Here is a 17,402-nt window from a genome sequence, read left to right as displayed (position 1 = left end):
CTTCTAAAATGTAGTATCATTAGTAGTTACATCATAAATTTCTAACCTTTCTAAACTCTTCCAGGTAAAATATATATATGCAAAAACTATCATGTAGGCAAAATTCATAATCATACTATTACGAATAATGATAAAACTATCATTCATAAAGAAATAAATCACTATTGGAATCGATAGCGACATAAATACAAATTGTCGCCAAGTTTTTTTTGATTGTTTATGCTCCCTTAAAATATCCCTACGCCACTTCTTTTTCTTTTGCATTTTGAAAGTAATTTTTCTTAAAGAATCATCATTAAAATCACCTGTCTTATTAATTATCTCCAGCTGATTATTAAAGTGTTTGAGCTCTTTAATTTGATATTTATCATTCATCGCTTCAAAAGCTTCTTTTACGCTTTTTCCATCCTGTAACTTCAAATAAGCTTCATTTACTTCATTTCTAACTGGCTGTTCTAATGATGGGATAACACTATTTAAGGACTCCTTTAGGTTACGGAATGTCTTAATTGCTGTTGTCATACTTGTCATGTAGATAGTAATGCTTCCCTCTATCGATATCAGATACGCTTTTCTAAATTTATGTAGCTTTAGATTTATCGCGATATATCCACCTAATATGACTGCTACGGGTAGCAAGAAAGGGAATTTATTGAAATATAAAAAGTTGAAGATAGCTGCTAAAGCCCCACCAATAATAAAATTCATCATCAATTGAGTCTTTTTTATGTTATAGCCATATATTTCCGCCTCTTTAGCAATTAACTTAAAATCAACAAACCTTCGTATTTTTTTATCCTTTAGCCAATTAAATGCTGATTTTTCCTCTTCCTGATTTTTTAATACCCTCGCTAATTTTCTATGTCGAAAATTTTTCCTAGAAATCTCAACTCTTCTTAAAAGTTGATAAAATACAATTCCTATTGTGATCAAAAAGACCACTTGTAGGATTTGGGTAAATGTTACGCTCATCCCTGAACACCTACCAATTTCTTTAAAGATTTAGGTTTAAAATCTTCAAGTTCACGTAATTCTGAATTACCATATTGAGCATGAAATCGACTAATTTTGTTCCATAATTCTTCACTTAATTGTCCTACTATCTCATGTTCACCCGTAACTTCATTAAATCGAAGCAATGGGTTTAAAATAAATTTACCATTTTCATAACCCATGACTTCAACTGATTCATCTAGTACCCTATTTTTACCTACACGTTTGAAATGATTTACTATTTTGAACCCCTGAGATATTAATTTTCCATAATAACTGTCATTCTGATTAAGTGCACGCTGGCATAAACTGATAAACCTATCCAAACCACCCTCACAGCTATTTCCATGTAATGTTGTATTGACTATACTGTCAGTATGAGCTGCGTCCAATATATCAAAAGATTCTTCACCGCGGCTTTCTTGAATAAACAAATAGTCAAAATTTTGACGCATAGCTTGCCTGATATGGTGACGATAGCCAAATTGCTTATTAGGATCTTGTGAGTTTTCACGATTGCGCCACATTGTAATTGAATGCTCAGGATGAATTTCGTCCATGAAAGTTTCCGGTGTGTCCTCTACCATCAATAAATCCTTGTCTTTTGGAAGACTACCTGTAAAAAATCGAAGTGATTCTGTTTTACCTGTGCCTCTAGAGCCAACTTGTATTTGGGACACAACAGGATAAGTCTTTTTCAACAAATTAATCATTTCTAATGGCATAAGTTTGGACTCAATAATATACTTTTCGTCATAGCGTAATTCTTTATGAACTTTACGTATATGTGTGGAAATACTCGGTGATAAATCTTGACCCACAATATTAATCCGCATTTGAGGAAAGTCCACATCGATACTTGGTTTAGCGTGACTAAAATTTTGGTTTGCAGCAAAGGCAAAACGTTGCACCAATTCCACATAGTCTTCATGACTATCGAATTGAATTTCGGATTTATATTTACCATCTATAATATGGTCAACTCGTATATGGTCATATTTAATAATTTTTATATCTGTAATGTCCACATCTTCATCCAATGGCTGTAGGACACCCAAACCTGCAATTTTCTCCAGGATAGAATTTGTAATTTCTTCGATTGAGAAACCAATGATTTGTGTTTTGAAACTATTATTAAATTCATCTGATGCAACATAATTGTAAATAATCGTTTTTAGTTCTTTCTTTTTCTGTTCATTACCAAAACTATTTCTCAATACATCTTTATATTGTTCTTGTCCTAAATGTTTTTTTACAGCTTCGATAACTGAGGAGTTTAATTTTGTATAAATCTTTTTGTTTGGTTGAGACGTATTTTGTTTTCTCTGTATGAATAGAGTCCTTTGAATATCAATAAAATTCATCTTCTGGTTTATAGTGAAATTTCCATATCTAATTACATTCTTTTTACTTTCAGCATAGTTCAACATGCAATCACCCCAACCAGCGTGGTTTCTTTTTTGATATTACTGGCTCAATACTTAACTTCATTTGCAATGCCAGTCTTTCTATTTCGATAATAATACCAGGAGATGAAAATTTAAGAGATAACTCGTACTCTTGTCTAGCTGGATCATAATTTGCAATTAGTAGATTGGATTCAACTCCAGCTAATACTTTATAAGTTTGCAAATCAACTTCATTACTTGCCATATTGATTATTGTATAAGTCTTCTCTTTAACTTCTGGCGCTGCTTTAATTAAGAAATCCATGTTTTTCTTATTCTCGTCTAAACGAACAGCGGATGGAGTAACCGTGTTAATAATAATGTCCGATTGTTTTATTACTTCAAAACCAAATAAATGATTAATTTCATTTGGTAAGGATAAAATTATATAGTCATAGTCACTTGATTTTAATTCAATGATGAATTTTTCAATGAAATCTTTAGCCCTTTCTTCTGCATATTCATCCTCAGAGTCTACGATAATTGGAAATTTACTATGGTCAAAGTCTTCTGGAATTCCAAGAAAATGGAGCTTATCAGGTAAGTCTTGATAATTACGTTTATTTTCTTTATCAGACAATAAATCTTGTTTTGTAATAACGAAGCGGTCTACCTGGAACTGTTCTGTCCTATTGGCAACTTGAAAATACTGCAGAATATTCTTAGAAGAGTGGGAAATATTATGTGCCACAGCTAGTGCAGGATTAAACAAGTTTAGTTCCATATACAACGTTTTAAATTTACTCATAGCCAGAAGTTCGGCCAGTGATAAGGAGAACGTACGTTTACCTTGTGATGGTGCAGATGAATAAAAGCTGATAATTTTTGTCATAGAAATTGTTCACCTTCCCTTTTCTTTATTTTTTCGATCAGTCGATACTAAAACTCTTGTCCTTGTTAACTTCTATGTCACCCTTATAAGAGACACTGTTAAGATATTCAATTACTTCATTCTGAGGAATAACTACTTCTGCATTTTGATCATATGTGTGACCTGTGGCTACTGGATATACTTCGCCAATATACTTCGCTTTATTAACTATCTGTTCCAATTCAGCAGGGACTGCAAAAATGTAGATCTTAGCTAAGTTACTAGAGTTTGCTCTGGATACATCTTTAGTATTTTCTTTATTATTTTTATCTCCTTCAATTGTGAAAACATTCGTTGCCTGACTATCTTTTACAGCTATGACACGCGCATTTTTAACTAATTCACCAAGTAAAACCTTCTGTTGATCCCCTTGCGATACTGATGTTCTAAAATTCAAATCAAGCTTTGTATTGGGAATAATACTATTAGCATAACTAGTTTCGAGATCAACCAATAGCGGTATACCTACCTCGCCATCTTCCAGTTCTAACAATGCAGCGTCCGGCAATTGACTTTGTTCTACAATTTTGTCTTTATAGACAAATGAATTTGCAGAGAGACCATATCCTTGTGCTGTCCATTTTCCTACAATGTCTTTCTTTTTGGTTTGAACACCGTTGGGGATAGAACGCGCTGGTAGTTTTATTTCCTTAATATCATCTTCAGTTATTAGACTACGTGGCGGTATCTCATTTGCTGTTACATAAATTGTCTTTTCATCTAACTCTGCTTTAGTGGTTACTTTGGTATAAAGTACAAGGCAAGATACTAATGTAATTACTAGTACAAGCATAGTTATCCTTTTTTTCAGCTTCTTACTTTTCAATTATTTCACTCCTTAGATGGTCTAACTGTTGGTTTAGCTTCATATATAACTATCTCTCTACTTCGAGCGATGTTTGGTTGCGCTGATTTTGGATTTTCTAAATATTTATTTACTGTTCGTTTAAATGGTGTCCAAATCTCCAAGTATGAATCAACTGCTATATAGGCAGGATCACTGTTTACTTCATGTATATTTAAATAACGTGCTCCATCTTCAAAATCACTTGTTGCAGCATACATCCTTAAAGTTGCTTCGATAGCGACATCTTCATTAATAGTCACTTTTTCGTTAACTCGCTGATTTCCTAAATTAATAGCTTCAGTCATTGCATTTCGTGCTGAGTTAGTTACTGCGGTTTGATTGTCGCTATCAGCAACTGCTAGATATTGTACTGAGAATGTAAAGACAACATAGATGATTGAAGCTATGAGCATAAAAGCACCAAAATTTTTACTCATACTTTCGCACCCTTCTTACTCATTCTCTACTTACTTCTTTACAGGAATATTGAATTTATCTGTTACAAATTGTCCCATAATAATTTGAGGATTTTCTTTTGTATAAGCATTTATTTCTTGCATTATCTTTGGTGTTAAATAGTAGGTTTGCTGATTATCATTGAGTTTGATTTCATTTGGTTTTTTAACATTAGAGTTGTGGTACCAATCTGTTAAATCGGTTAGATAATTCGTTTGCCCCTGCCAATTCCAGCCTATACCGTTCGTCTCAACGCTTGGAAACGGCATCTCCGGAGCAATCGCACGTTTAACATAATCATCATTACTGTTAGCGTCTCCAGTAGTAGTCCCTGTTATAGTTACTTTACCGTTATGACAAGTGTGCAAGTGATTTACACCAGCATCAAATGTACGTACTCGGTATCTGTATTCACCATCCTCATCAGTGAAATTTGTATACCATTTAGTTAATTTTTTTCCATCTTCATCAGTCGTTAATAGATTCTCATGAAGATTTCTTTCAAGATGATATAAATGATCATTGTTATTCATGGTGAATATATGGCCAGAGAACTCTTCGACTGCAACTGGTGGCAAGATCCAGTTTCTTGTTTCATTCCGTGGTACACTACCATCCCTTGTATCCATTCCAACTAGATATCCTTCATCTGCAAGCTTAGGATTTCCATTAAGGTCAAATGATACTTTTGCTCCCCCTCTTTTATATGGCTGATAATCAACTAATGTAGGAAAATAGCTTTCAACTACCTTCGTCCCTGTGCTTTCAGCTGGTTCAGGTTCAGTATCATTGTTTCTATATACAGAAGTAATGGTGTAATCAAAGCCATATCCTGCTCGCATTTCTTTACGCGGAAGCTTTGTGAAGCTAGTTGTTAAAGTTTCGTAAATATTACGTTTATTTCCATTTTGATTCACAGTACGGACTATATCTTGTACTGTTTGTGTCTTAAAGTATTGATCTGATTCGAATACTGGACATGCTGCACCTTGATAGGTGGCAACATATTGGGTTGTATCTTTCCAGTTATTTGAGGCTGTATTCGAATATAAAACATGGCCAAGTTTTGCATTGTAACCTAACGACTTTGCTTGCCTACCTTTTAAGTCCGTATATTCAAACTCTTCATATGGTCCACTACTATTTATTTGAGCCATTATATCTTTGCCTTGCTGTGTTACTTTCCAACCTGGGAAAGAATACCGTTGCTTTTGACCTTCCGATAGGCTTACTGTGATCATACCAACAGCGGTGCCATCATATTTTAGATCAACTGCTGGTTGAACTGTTTGGTATTTACTTTCATTGGACTTAATGTAGGTAAGCTCATCTTCAGCCTTTTTTATTTTTTCATCATAGATGGGCAACATAGCCTTACCATCACTAATTTGGCCTTCTTTTTCAGCAATAGTCGCTTCAGCACTTGAAATTGTTGAGTCATAACCACTACAGTCTGGTGCTGGCTCATCTTTTCCTACTGGTCGCGATTGGCATGATGCTTTGGCAGACTCTGCAGAAGCTTTAGCCGCTTCCGCCGCTGCCTTTTCCGCTTCCCATCCTTGAATTAGAGCTTCACAATCTGCCTTTTTTGATTTTGTATCCGAAATGTAATCATTAAATTCCTGCTTAGCCTGTTCTCTAGAGCTGGAGAAATCAGCTCGTTCTACATAAACATCAGTTTTAGTATTAGTGTTTAAATCGACTGTTCTAGCGTCCAAACGACTTACAATAAGGTCAAGTTCGTGTTCGTAACGCTTGGGCACTTCGCCAGGTTTGGGACACGATTCTCCCCCACCAGGGTTAGGGTCCCCACCTCCGTTCTCACCACCGCCATTATTACCTGTATCAATGTAACCTTTCCATTCCACATACATTGGTACCAAGTATTCAACGTTAAATTTGGGGTATGATTCAGGTGGTGGGGAAAACCCATATCGTTCAACTTTTTCCGTTTTCAAAATACCACCAGAAGTAACTACAACCTCTAAATACGTTTTATTTACAATTTTCTTGCTTTGCCCGCGATATGTTTCACCATTAAAGTTTTCATCCCATTCTGGATTAAGCGCTTCTACATCCTTTACTTCAGATATTGGATAAGATTTACCAGTTTTTTTATCCGTAAATGTAGTTGGCATAGGATAATTCTTCAAATTGAACATAACATTAATTTCATATGATGATGGTCGAGGGTTGTCACGGTCACCGATCATAGGAACTTCAACCTCGTTTAAAACACTCTGGGCTCTAAAATAACCATTATCAATTTGCCACCATTGGACCTTACCTCGTATTGGAACTTTTGTTGAATGGACCTCAATTCTTTCTGCCAATACTTGTGTTGGACTTTCGAAAATGAACCAAACTGAAAGGGTGAGCAACATAAGGCAGAACCACTGTACACATTTTTTAATTACAGCCAATTTCAAAATCACCTCTTTTATTCAGGGATTGCATAACCGAACTTACTGTCATCATCAGTACGACCATTTAGTAAATTCCCAGCTTTATTACTAGCTCTGTTTTCTGCCCAATATTTATATTTTTCACCCTTTTTAAACATTTTTTCATCCGAATCCTTTGGAGTTGTAAATCCAAATTGCAGTGCTTTCTGTCTATCTACCTTCTGAACACCCGCAAATTGCATATCTGAACCATTTCCAACAGAAAAGAAACTTACATCTTTACTTGGGGTTAATGTATATTCATAGAACAGACTATACATATTTCGATTTAATACAATTGCATTGTCAACTTCATTGAAGAACATTTCTTTGAAGATACCTTTTGCTTTTGGGCCAGTTGTATCTACAAAAATAGCACGTTCAATTGTCCCTACACCTGTGTTATTCAAATAAGTATGTGGTTTACCTAGAACGTCTTTATATTCTCCAAATCTCACTTTATAGTTTGTAATTGTTAAAATGTTTGTACCTGTATTAGCTACTTCTCTCAGCTCAGACAATCCAGTGAAATCGGAAGGTGCTTTTTTCATTGCATCCATGAAGCGGATAAGGATAGTTGCTACTTCTGCACGTGTTGTATTGCCATTTGGTTTGAATGAGAAATCCTCATAACCTGACAGCAAGCCAGTACCAAGTGCTACCCCGATATACGGTAAATCCTTCTTATTAACTCCACCTTTATAGAATTCAGGGATTGGAATAAGTGTAAGGCTTGAATTCGCCATTTCCTCAATCGCTTTGGCATAATCAGCATTTACATGGGCCAACCCATTCGCTAGCCATCTAGACATTTCGCCTCGAGTCATTGGTTTATTAGGTTCAAACTTGTTATTAGAGAAATCGCTAGCTTTAATGAATCCAACAGCAAGACCTTCTTGAATCGCATCGTTTGCCCAATGTGAGCTTTCTACGTCCTTAAAGGTTGAAGTTTGACGTTCTTTGCTATCGAATACGCGTGATAGGAATGTTGCAAATTCTGCACGTGTTACTTGAGCTGATGGTTTGTATGTTCCATCTGTATAACCTGTTACTAAACCTTTAGCAGCAACTTCGCTGATTGCTTGGTATGCCCAGTGTGAACTTGGAACATCTTTAAATTTTGTAGTTGCTGCGTCTACATCCATACATACTGTTAAAGTCGGTGTCATCACCGCTGCTGCTAATGCCATTACAAATACACTTTTCTTTTTGTTCATAATTAAACCCCTCCAAAAATTAATTAATATTAAGATGATAAATAGATAAAAGAATAAAAGTTGCTATTGAAAGCGGTACTGCTTCAGGGACCACAATATAATCTGCCCTAAGTGTATAACCTCCTAGCTTGGAATCCCTTTTAGAAATTTTTCTAACACCTCTCAAAACAGCTATATGTAAGAAACTAATTACTATATAAATTAGGAGAAATCCATAAAGGTGACTTAACTTACTTTCTTTAAAAAGGCTGATGGCCATAAATAATATAGCAATCATTTTAACGTCACCCGCTCCATAAGTACTCAGTATCTTACGTAAAACTATTCCTGCGAGAAATGCCACAGAGAGTGCTATAACACTGTTGAACACGGCTCCCTTAATAATTGATATCGTAAATAATACAATCAATATAAGTACATGCCATAAGTTTTTTGTTTTCAAATACCTTATGTCTGTGTACAAATTAACGAGCATGTAGACAGCAATAACAACTGTCAGGATATTATGTTCGGTTATCATGAACACCTCTATATTTTCATTATAACTAATATTTGGTAAAACAACAACTTGCAACTAATTTTTTCTAAATCTACCCAATAGGCTTTTTTCCTTACGCTTCAGCTGTAACAATTTCTTCGGAAGGAAATCCTTTATTAATGGTTCAAGGCTCTTCTCAAATTCATTGTCATACCCAACATCGTAAAGAAACTTAGATTTAAATAGTGCTTGTTTAACTTCGGCATAATCAAAATATGGTACCGATGTGAGAGGTTTTTTGTATAACATTTCTTTTATCATCTTTATATCAACACTAGTAACATTTTTCATTAGAACGTATTGAAACTGCTCTAATTGTTCAGAAGCGGTTAAAAACTCCATAATCTTTTTTTCATGTGTATTAATCGATACCCAATCATTTTTCACTGGATCCGGTTCAACACATAAATATAATGCATCAGCAAGATAAAGGAATTTCTGGATTCCTTTTTCTAACCATAAGTTAGAAATATCAAGGATTAAAACTGTAGCTTGGATACCGTGAGATAATGTCAGAAGTTGCTCATAGGAAAACTCTTTAAGCATCTCATGCCTTGAATCATTTACATACCAACGAACTCCATGCTTCTTAAAGGCTGCGCCTTTGGACAAAATCATGCCATGTTCATCAATTTCCTTCGCTATATCCTTATAAGGTTCAGATTCATCTACTTCATCTACATGAATCTGAAGATAATCGAACATATAAGGCTTTACAAAAGGATGTTCGACATATGCTACATCTACTTCCCTCTTAGCAATCATTCGGGCCAAGTTAGTAGCTAGTAAGGTTGACCCCGCTCCAGGATACAAAGAGCCTATAACAATAATTTTCGAAGGTACTGAAAGATAGTTGCGAGAATCAACATATGTATCTAAATTCTCTTCCTTTTCTGTGAGTAACTGGTCTTCATCTGAATATTGTTCAGTATCAGGTTCATTATCTGCTGAAACCTTATTACAAAGCTGACCTGTTCCGCCTTCGTTCTCTTTGACTGCAGGATCTTGTTCTGAATTGTTAGAGACATTTTTCTCTTCACTTTTACGGAAAGGAGGTAACTTCTGTAGTAGATCAGATACAATTCCTCTTTGAGAAGCGGGCTCCTCGTCTACTTCCGTATCGGCTATTGAATTAGGAACTGTTACTTCAGGTAAATCTAATTCGACATGACTTACCCCGAATTGAGATACATTTGAAAATTTGCTAGGCTCACTGAGCTGTCTCCTAAATGCTGTTGAACTAAATTGATGTTGGTGAAAGATATCATACACACCGAGAGCAACTAGGCGACCTAAGAATTGATCTTTAGATGAACGCTGGCAAATGTAAATTATGCGTGTTTGAATTTCTGACATTCTCAATTCTCTTAAGGTTTTAAGAATTTCATCATCCCGCTCCAATTGCTCTGTATAGCTAGAGGATAAAAAGCTATCATGTATGATTAAAATATCTGGTTGATACTGTAAAGTCATCGGCTGAATAAATCTTCTATGTAGCACTTCATCATAGAGGACATCATAGGTACTTTTGTCAGAATTACTCTCTGTGAATTCACTACGAATTAATGCACTTAAGTTCGATTCGCCGACAGCTAATAAAACCTTCTGCTCTCGCATATATGCCTCCTTTCTAGAGACGAAACCATAATAAGGTTCGCACTTCGAGACAGTTCTTTTGAAAAACAAAAACAAAAAACCCCCATAAAGACAGGAAGGCACAGCTTCGCTATCTCTATGAGGGTAATCCTCTTTAGTTAATATTAACTTTTACAACTTTTAGTATAGATAAAACAATATTGAAAGTCAACAGCATTCCCAATGTTTTTCACAATAAGAATATATATCCACAAACTAAAATTTCTAACGGTACGATATATCTACATAATAATGTGGGGGATCATCAACTTACAAAAATCTTATAAAATAGAGTCCTAAATTCGCTGCTAAATATGCAAATATTATCGATAAAAAGATGACTTTAATTACGTAATTGCTACTAAATCTTTCTTTCTCTTCTTTGTTAAATTCTCTCTCGCTAAATTCTTCAAACTTTTTAATTGTTCATTAGAAAATATCCTCTCCACGTTCACACTCTCCTTAAGCAACTAAAAGACAAGGGTATAAAAAAACCACACTTCTGTATGTGTGGGTTCTTGGATTCATGTTATGTATTCATGATAATGAGAAGCGGCGGGAAACCGCCTCTCTAACTTTGAAAAGAGGAAAAAATACGAATATTTTTTCCTATACTCTGACGAGTACAGACAAAGTATAACATGAATATATTACTAATACAATTAATTGTTAGTCGTGAACACTGGGAACTTAAAGCGTTCTAATGTACTTTCTGTCCCCTTTTTAATTGGTCTTGCAAAAGCCCCTGCTAGTCCATAACTATCTTCAATCCACTCATCCATTACAAACCATATATTAAACTGATATTTGTCTAATTCTAGTTGAACATTTAACCTCTTGGCCATTTCTAATGTTCCGCAGCTGATAATGACAATTTGAGGTGCTGTCCGCTCCATTTGATCAATGATAATTTTTTGGTCTTTACGAATTAAAGAGTTATATAAATCTAGTCTCTGCTTTATATGATTAACAAAATGCTGACTCGATTGAGCTCTTTCCATAATTATTTGAATATCTCCACTATGCTGTGTGTTCTTCACCCTCGCTACAGCTAATGGTACTGTAATATTCGTATGATTTCCGATATGGGGGTGCCAACGCCATTCTAATAAGTTCCCTGACTGAGCAGCTTGACACCTAAATTCATTAACAGCTACATACCTTTGTACAGTTGCATGTGATTGTCTCCACGTTTCAGGGCGAACGAAATGCATGTCTGGATAGAAATGCTGCAAAAACTTTACTCCGCCGATTCCTAAAGTAAAAGGAGCGGGACGCTTTGGATAATCACTGCCATCATCTTCTAGGTAGGCGATACGACAGTCATAGCGCTCAACCAAGGCATACTTAGCTAATTTGCGTAATATTCGGCTTGTATGTGAAGTGCCAAACTTTTCATTGTATCTTTTCATATATCGTTTAATTTGTGATTCATTAGCGCAGAGGGCATCTCCCACAACTTTTAATACACGTAGAGCATCTTCTGTGAGTATATTTTGATTTGATAATTCTATCGCATGTTCAACACGGGTAATAGGTTGGTATTCGTCTGGTATAACTGCGCGGGTCAAAAAGTTTGGATGATCCCAAAATGGCACTGTACCATTTTCAGAATAAAAGATGGTACGGTCATTACCATTTCTATTGGATGACTCTTTATTTGGTAAACTACTCATTACCATACAAGAAAGCAGTAATATCCTGATTACGTTTTTTACCATTAGGGTATCCAGTAATCAATACCTTACCGCGTCTTTCTTCCACATTTAATTGTTGAATTCGGCAGCTTACTATATCACCCACGCTTGGATTCTCTAAAGTACGCGGTACAATTCCCTTTAATTCCGCTTCATTGTCAAAACGAACCCAAATACCATGAACAGGATGAATTGCACTTACTTTCCCAGCGATTGAATCACCCAATTTAAGATCACTTATAAATTCAAATGGATCGGGCAAAGCTGCTTTACGTGATAAACGAATACGGCGCATTTCTCTATCTAATTGAACTATTTTCACCTCGACACGTTCACCATTTTGCACATCCAATGCTCCGCGTTCAGACCAATTCCAATCCCTTGGATACATGAAGCAAACTTGACCTTCTAAAAAGGCATAAATCATACGTTTTTCAGTATTGTAATGAACTATATCTACAACCACTGGTGTATCAAAAATCTCTTCATCTGGAGTATTTTGAATTGATAACCAAAAAGCATCAGCCTTTTTACGTAAAGCTGCCACACAAGAAATAACTGCAATTTGATTTTCTTCATCTAATCCTTGGATAATAAACGGCTCTTTTCGTCCGACGTGGTTTGCATAATCACGAGGATTTAATTGTGTATAGCGAAATTCAGAAACTGGACAATACCCTGTTACGTTACCAGGAAGTATTACTTGAAAAACATCTACCTCTTTAGATACTAATTTATCGCCTTCCATAACTGGCATTTTACGTTTGGTAAGTCCTCGAACAATTCCGTATACCACAGATTGCATCCGATAAGCATCACCTAATTCTCTTATAATGTCGTTTTCTATTGTCGTCATAATAGACCTCCTTAATTATCATTAGTATGTCATCACAAAATGTGGTGTTGCAGGGTAAAGAATACAAAAAAAGAGAGCACTCCCTAACAAATAGACGTAGTAAACGTCTAAGTTTTGCTAGGGGTACTCCCTTTAATCGCATAATTTTAGTTTTTGTATTTTACATAAAAGTAAACAGGTTACAAATTTATAGTATCTAAATCCCTATTTATTTGCAACCCTTTTTTACTACTTGAATATATTCTGAATTTCTTTTTCTTCCTCCATACTAGGTACAGAGTCTTTAAATTCATATTGATTTTTGGTTTGTGGCATAAGAGCAGCAAATGGGTCAAAATCACTTGTGAATGGTGTATCTACTACTTGCACCGGTTCACCTACAGATTGCTCTTCTTTTTCAATATTACTAGTATCCAGGAGCGGTTCTATAGGGATTAATGAATCTAAAGAGGTTTTCTCTACAGTTGGTATTCCTTCTGAAGGATGCTCTTCAGCTTTCATATTTTGTGGTTTTATATCTTTCTTTTCAACAGGTCGTATGACTGCAGTATCATTTACCATGTATTGAATTGGTTTCACACCATCAAGATATTGTTCTTGCTCAATAGCTTTTCGTTCGTCTACCGTTAGCAGATTCAATTCCTCAAGGAGATCTTTCCGTTGCTCTTCCGTTTCTTCTATACTCTCAATCTTTTCAAAGTTCGTTGCAAACTTCAACCCAAATTCTTCCCGCTTTTTAATCCAAAAGTTCATTGCATGTTCCGTTGTAAGGACTTTGGCTTTTTTCATCAATGGTTTTGGAACAAAATTAGCTCTTACAATTTGTAGCGGCATAGGATTATTATTATCTACTAACTTAACCGCACATGCAAAAGCCTCCTGATATATTAACTTATTAGCTGACATTACCGCTTCAATTTGTTTTTGGTATGATGCGTTTGTTCTAGATGAAGGATCCTCCTGAATGGCACTTGTCTCCATTTCACTCTCCCCTTCTTTATACACCATTCTTTCTCCCGCTATTTCAGAGAAGGCTTTTGCATCTTTACCAGTTGCATCTCCATAAAACATTTTTTGACGCATTGATGCTAATATTATATCTTTGAATGTGCTACCAAATTCATCCTCTAGTTGAGATGTTGTTTGCATTAGAATAGAAATTATAGCCTTATACTTACGTGACTGTGCAGGTAACGATTTAAATTGGGGATATAGATATTCGGGTATTTCATCTGCCAGCACATGATGATATGGCGATACATAGGGTTCTCTTCTAAAGATCGCATTTTGGATATTCATTAACATCATTTTTCCAAATACATTACTAAGCGCACCTAGATCACCTTTGGCTGTGTTCACCAAAAGCACTCCCCCTATTTCAAAGTGCCTATCAAAATCAAAATCACTTGTACCTAGTAACACTCTGCTAAGATGTGGGTTTGTTCCAATATCATCTAAAGTATTTCTTAATCCTTTTACATGCTCCTCCTCAGCATCTACGTAGATTGGTTCTCCTTTTTCATTTAATTCTAATTCACCACGTCTGTCTCTTTTTTTAACAATGGTTTTCTCAAACCAGCTATCCACTGCTTTTATAATTCGCCAATAGTAATATTCATCTTTTGTTTCAAAGTATTGGCGTCCTATTTTCTCTGGCATTCTTGCTTTTAATTTTAAATGTTTTTCTCTAACCACAGCAGGATTACTATACATTTCTAAAAGCATATCGAATGTTACATCAATAGCTGGATCATGTTCTTTTAATAAATATATATATTGTTTTAGATGTGTTCGTTGAGCTTGTGCAAAATAATCTGTACCTCCATCTTTGCTAGATAATCCACTTATTACTTCAGTAAATACCTCAGCAACTTTATGGACTGGACCTCTCATTGGATTAATTGAAGGTGTATCTGGATTTGTAGGATCAATATAGGTTATAGCTTCATCAGGAATACCATGAGCTTTAGCTATTTGGAGAACTGATTTACACAAATCATTTGACGGTTCAACTACAGTAATTCCATTTAGATACTGACCACTAACTTCTTCAGACCAGTAATTTTCATTTTGTAAGTTGTATTCATATTCATCAATAAACTTAATCATATGGTCAAAATCAGTATAAAGAACAGGAAGACCTAACGCTGCACTTTTACCTGTTCCAATTGCGCCAACAATTATTGTATTTAACGTTCTATCAAACCCGAATAATCTAACCGATTCCCCAGTCTCCGCATCTGGACCTAAAATAACATGAGGATAATATCCAGTCTCTTGCATCCAGTCGAAGCGTTGTACCAATTTACCTGTCCATGTGAATTTATAAAATGCTTCTTTCAACTCCATCTCATGTATATAGAATTTTGTTATGAAGAAAAATAGGATAAAACCTACAAACGCCAATGGAATACACATTATTAAGAAATATAGAATATCTCTTTGTGATATAGCCATTTCTACTATCACAGTTTCAATAACGCCATTTATAGCCAATGTTTGCCCATTTGCGATTAATGTTTCTAGGAGCGGTATGATGTATAAGTATGTACGTGATAATCCATACCAGGTTAATGCTCCTATAATGACTAATGCTGTTATCCAAAATGATACCAATCTGGCTTTAGGGGCTCTAGGGTATTTTAATTTGTTTCTGAATTGCTCAACTCTAGACGAAAGCAAATAACAAATAACTATCGGTATGGTTACAAGTACCACAGACACAAGTGAGATCGTTCTGCTGCGCCCCAATAAAAAATTCTCTGTTCCTTTTATACTGCTCCATAACATATGGAAGACATTACCCCAAATGTAGGTAGCGGCGAGTAGCCCTATTACTAATAGCGATGTTACTAACAAAAATGGGAAGCGGTGTTTTCTTAATGTCCATACTAAATATAGTTTTCCTAAAAGTCCGCTTCTTTTTTGGTGTTTACTCCTTAATACGATTTGCATTAAGACATTACTCCCTTCCATGCTAATTTCAAAGGCGACTCTACAGAAAGGCGATTACTTTGAAGGTGACTTTCTGTACCACTCTGCTTCATACTAAAAAGCACTTCTTCATAAGTTTGGAAATATAAATCAATCACTGGTTGAACGCTTGCTACTTCTGTAGTTAGCAAATCATTAGAGATATGTGGGTACGTTACTACCATCTCAATGGGATACACCTCATCCATAAAGATCGCTTCATTTGTTTTAGCAAAAAGTTGAGTACAACGTTGCATTTGCAGGAAAGTTTGAATACTAGTTAACTCACCAACTATAAAGGCCACGGTTTTGAACACACCTCTGGGTTCAAAAAACGTATTTGCTTGGAGCGGTATATCTGCAATGCTGCTTATATCCTGCTGTTCTAGTAAGAGTTGCTCTTTAGATGGAACACGGTATCTCCACCCTTTTGATTGATGATATTGAAGTCGTAACAAAAGAGAAGCATCCATATTAACTTGATCTTTCAAATCTCCTTGTAAAGGATACGTACCTGAAAGTAAAAGTTGTATAAGTGGATAGAATTGCTCTACACCCGCTACATACATTGGTATATTTGAAATCTCATCAGCTATTGGGAGATGCGAAGATTTGATGTTTTGAACACGCCTTGTACTTCGCTTATCTTCACCATAAATCACCAAATAGACCACTATCAAATTTTTCCCTTTGAACTGTTCTTGCTCCGAAATGCGTACATATTTTCTTGATTTATTGACTATCGTTGAAATAACCTCCGTCCCCATATCGACTTCAATGCATATCATTAAGTTATCGTGTTCAACGATATAATCAGGAACTAGAAGATTTTTAAAATCGCTTCGTTGTATTAACGGGTGTTTACTCCCTCTTAGCAGCTCAAAATCACATCTTTCTTTTTCAGAATGGTTTCTTACATATAAGTCAACCATAGAGTGAATAGCTGCTAAGTTATGATCATTCGGAATTCGTATTTCCTTGCTATCAGGGAATGCTTTATCAGTAGTGAGCCCACATATTTGTAAAGCTTTAAATGCTCTTTCAGTTATGCCGTAATAATAAACCTTAAAATAGCTATCCCTTGTCCTAGTACTTTCCCTACGCTGAAGTACTTTCATCTTCACCAATCTTTTCAATCTATTTGAAACTGAACTTTTGCTCATGTTTGGACGATGAACATTATACAACTTATGAATACAAACAGCGGGTACCATACGGTGTGTAAATATAACATGCAGAATTCTTAATTCCTCTTTTTCGATACACGCTCCAGAGACTCTATTTGGAATGCTATCAGTTAGGTAAACCTCCTCACTCTTCCCTTCTATGAATACATAATTCACTAATAACCTCCTCCTTTCTGAACAAAAAAGGGAGTACCCCTAACAATGGACAAATAGTCCATAACGTTAGGGGTACTCCCTTTT

The 17,402-nt window shown here is 35.5% G+C and carries 13 protein-coding genes; all 13 read right to left on the bottom strand.

Features of this window, described 5'->3' with window-relative positions; translation table 11 throughout:
- Positions 1–3: 3 nt before the first annotated feature.
- Positions 4–972: a type II secretion system F family protein gene (locus ACP3VS_RS18615; RefSeq protein WP_426389563.1), complete on the bottom strand. Its 969-nt coding sequence runs from the start codon at positions 970–972 to the stop codon at positions 4–6.
- On the bottom strand, positions 969–2,423 hold the full coding sequence (locus tag ACP3VS_RS18610; RefSeq protein ID WP_426389561.1) for an ATPase, T2SS/T4P/T4SS family: 1,455 nt from the start codon (positions 2,421–2,423) through the stop codon (positions 969–971). Before ACP3VS_RS18610 ends, ACP3VS_RS18615 begins: the two co-directional genes overlap by 4 nt.
- Positions 2,424–2,427: 4 nt before the next feature.
- Entirely contained in the window at positions 2,428–3,273 is an 846-nt protein-coding gene (locus tag ACP3VS_RS18605; protein WP_426389559.1) for a hypothetical protein, read from the bottom strand.
- Between the two features lie 37 nt (positions 3,274–3,310).
- Positions 3,311–4,138 carry a hypothetical protein gene (locus tag ACP3VS_RS18600; RefSeq protein ID WP_426389557.1) on the bottom strand — a complete coding sequence of 276 codons (828 nt, stop codon included), beginning with the start codon at positions 4,136–4,138 and terminating at the stop codon, positions 3,311–3,313.
- A 5-nt stretch (positions 4,139–4,143) separates the two neighbouring features.
- Positions 4,144–4,596 (bottom strand): hypothetical protein, encoded by a 453-nt coding sequence (locus ACP3VS_RS18595; protein ID WP_099806354.1) that lies wholly within the window; start codon positions 4,594–4,596, stop codon positions 4,144–4,146.
- 30 nt (positions 4,597–4,626) lie between these two features.
- The gene (locus tag ACP3VS_RS18590; protein WP_426389555.1) at positions 4,627–7,038 is read right to left on the bottom strand and encodes a hypothetical protein; all 2,412 of its coding nucleotides are present in this window, start codon (positions 7,036–7,038) and stop codon (positions 4,627–4,629) included.
- Between the two features lie 17 nt (positions 7,039–7,055).
- On the bottom strand, positions 7,056–8,276 hold the full coding sequence (locus ACP3VS_RS18585; protein WP_426389553.1) for an S-layer homology domain-containing protein: 1,221 nt from the start codon (positions 8,274–8,276) through the stop codon (positions 7,056–7,058).
- Positions 8,277–8,295: 19 nt separating this feature from the next.
- Positions 8,296–8,796 carry a hypothetical protein gene (locus tag ACP3VS_RS18580; protein ID WP_197223606.1) on the bottom strand — a complete coding sequence of 167 codons (501 nt, stop codon included), beginning with the start codon at positions 8,794–8,796 and terminating at the stop codon, positions 8,296–8,298.
- A 54-nt stretch (positions 8,797–8,850) separates the two neighbouring features.
- Entirely contained in the window at positions 8,851–10,431 is a 1,581-nt protein-coding gene (locus ACP3VS_RS18575) for a hypothetical protein (protein ID WP_426389551.1), read from the bottom strand.
- A gap of 680 nt (positions 10,432–11,111) precedes the next feature.
- The gene (locus tag ACP3VS_RS18570; protein ID WP_197223604.1) at positions 11,112–12,170 is read right to left on the bottom strand and encodes a replication-relaxation family protein; all 1,059 of its coding nucleotides are present in this window, start codon (positions 12,168–12,170) and stop codon (positions 11,112–11,114) included.
- A complete protein-coding gene (locus tag ACP3VS_RS18565; RefSeq protein ID WP_197223603.1) occupies positions 12,118–13,002 on the bottom strand; it encodes a hypothetical protein in 885 nt (294 codons plus the stop codon). Before ACP3VS_RS18565 ends, ACP3VS_RS18570 begins: the two co-directional genes overlap by 53 nt.
- 228 nt (positions 13,003–13,230) lie before the next feature.
- Positions 13,231–15,957: a type IV secretory system conjugative DNA transfer family protein gene (locus ACP3VS_RS18560; RefSeq protein WP_426389549.1), complete on the bottom strand. Its 2,727-nt coding sequence runs from the start codon at positions 15,955–15,957 to the stop codon at positions 13,231–13,233.
- The gene (locus ACP3VS_RS18555; protein WP_426389547.1) at positions 15,957–17,318 is read right to left on the bottom strand and encodes a replication-relaxation family protein; all 1,362 of its coding nucleotides are present in this window, start codon (positions 17,316–17,318) and stop codon (positions 15,957–15,959) included. The genes ACP3VS_RS18560 and ACP3VS_RS18555 overlap by 1 nt, the downstream gene beginning before the upstream one ends.
- Positions 17,319–17,402: the final 84 nt, after the last annotated feature.

It is taken from the genome of Lysinibacillus sp. VIII_CA, assembly GCF_049943995.1.
Taxonomy (GTDB): Bacteria; Bacillota; Bacilli; order Bacillales_A; family Planococcaceae; genus Lysinibacillus; species Lysinibacillus pinottii.
The sequence above is the reverse complement of the archived record's forward strand: the minus strand, read 5'-3'. Positions and strand labels throughout refer to the sequence as shown.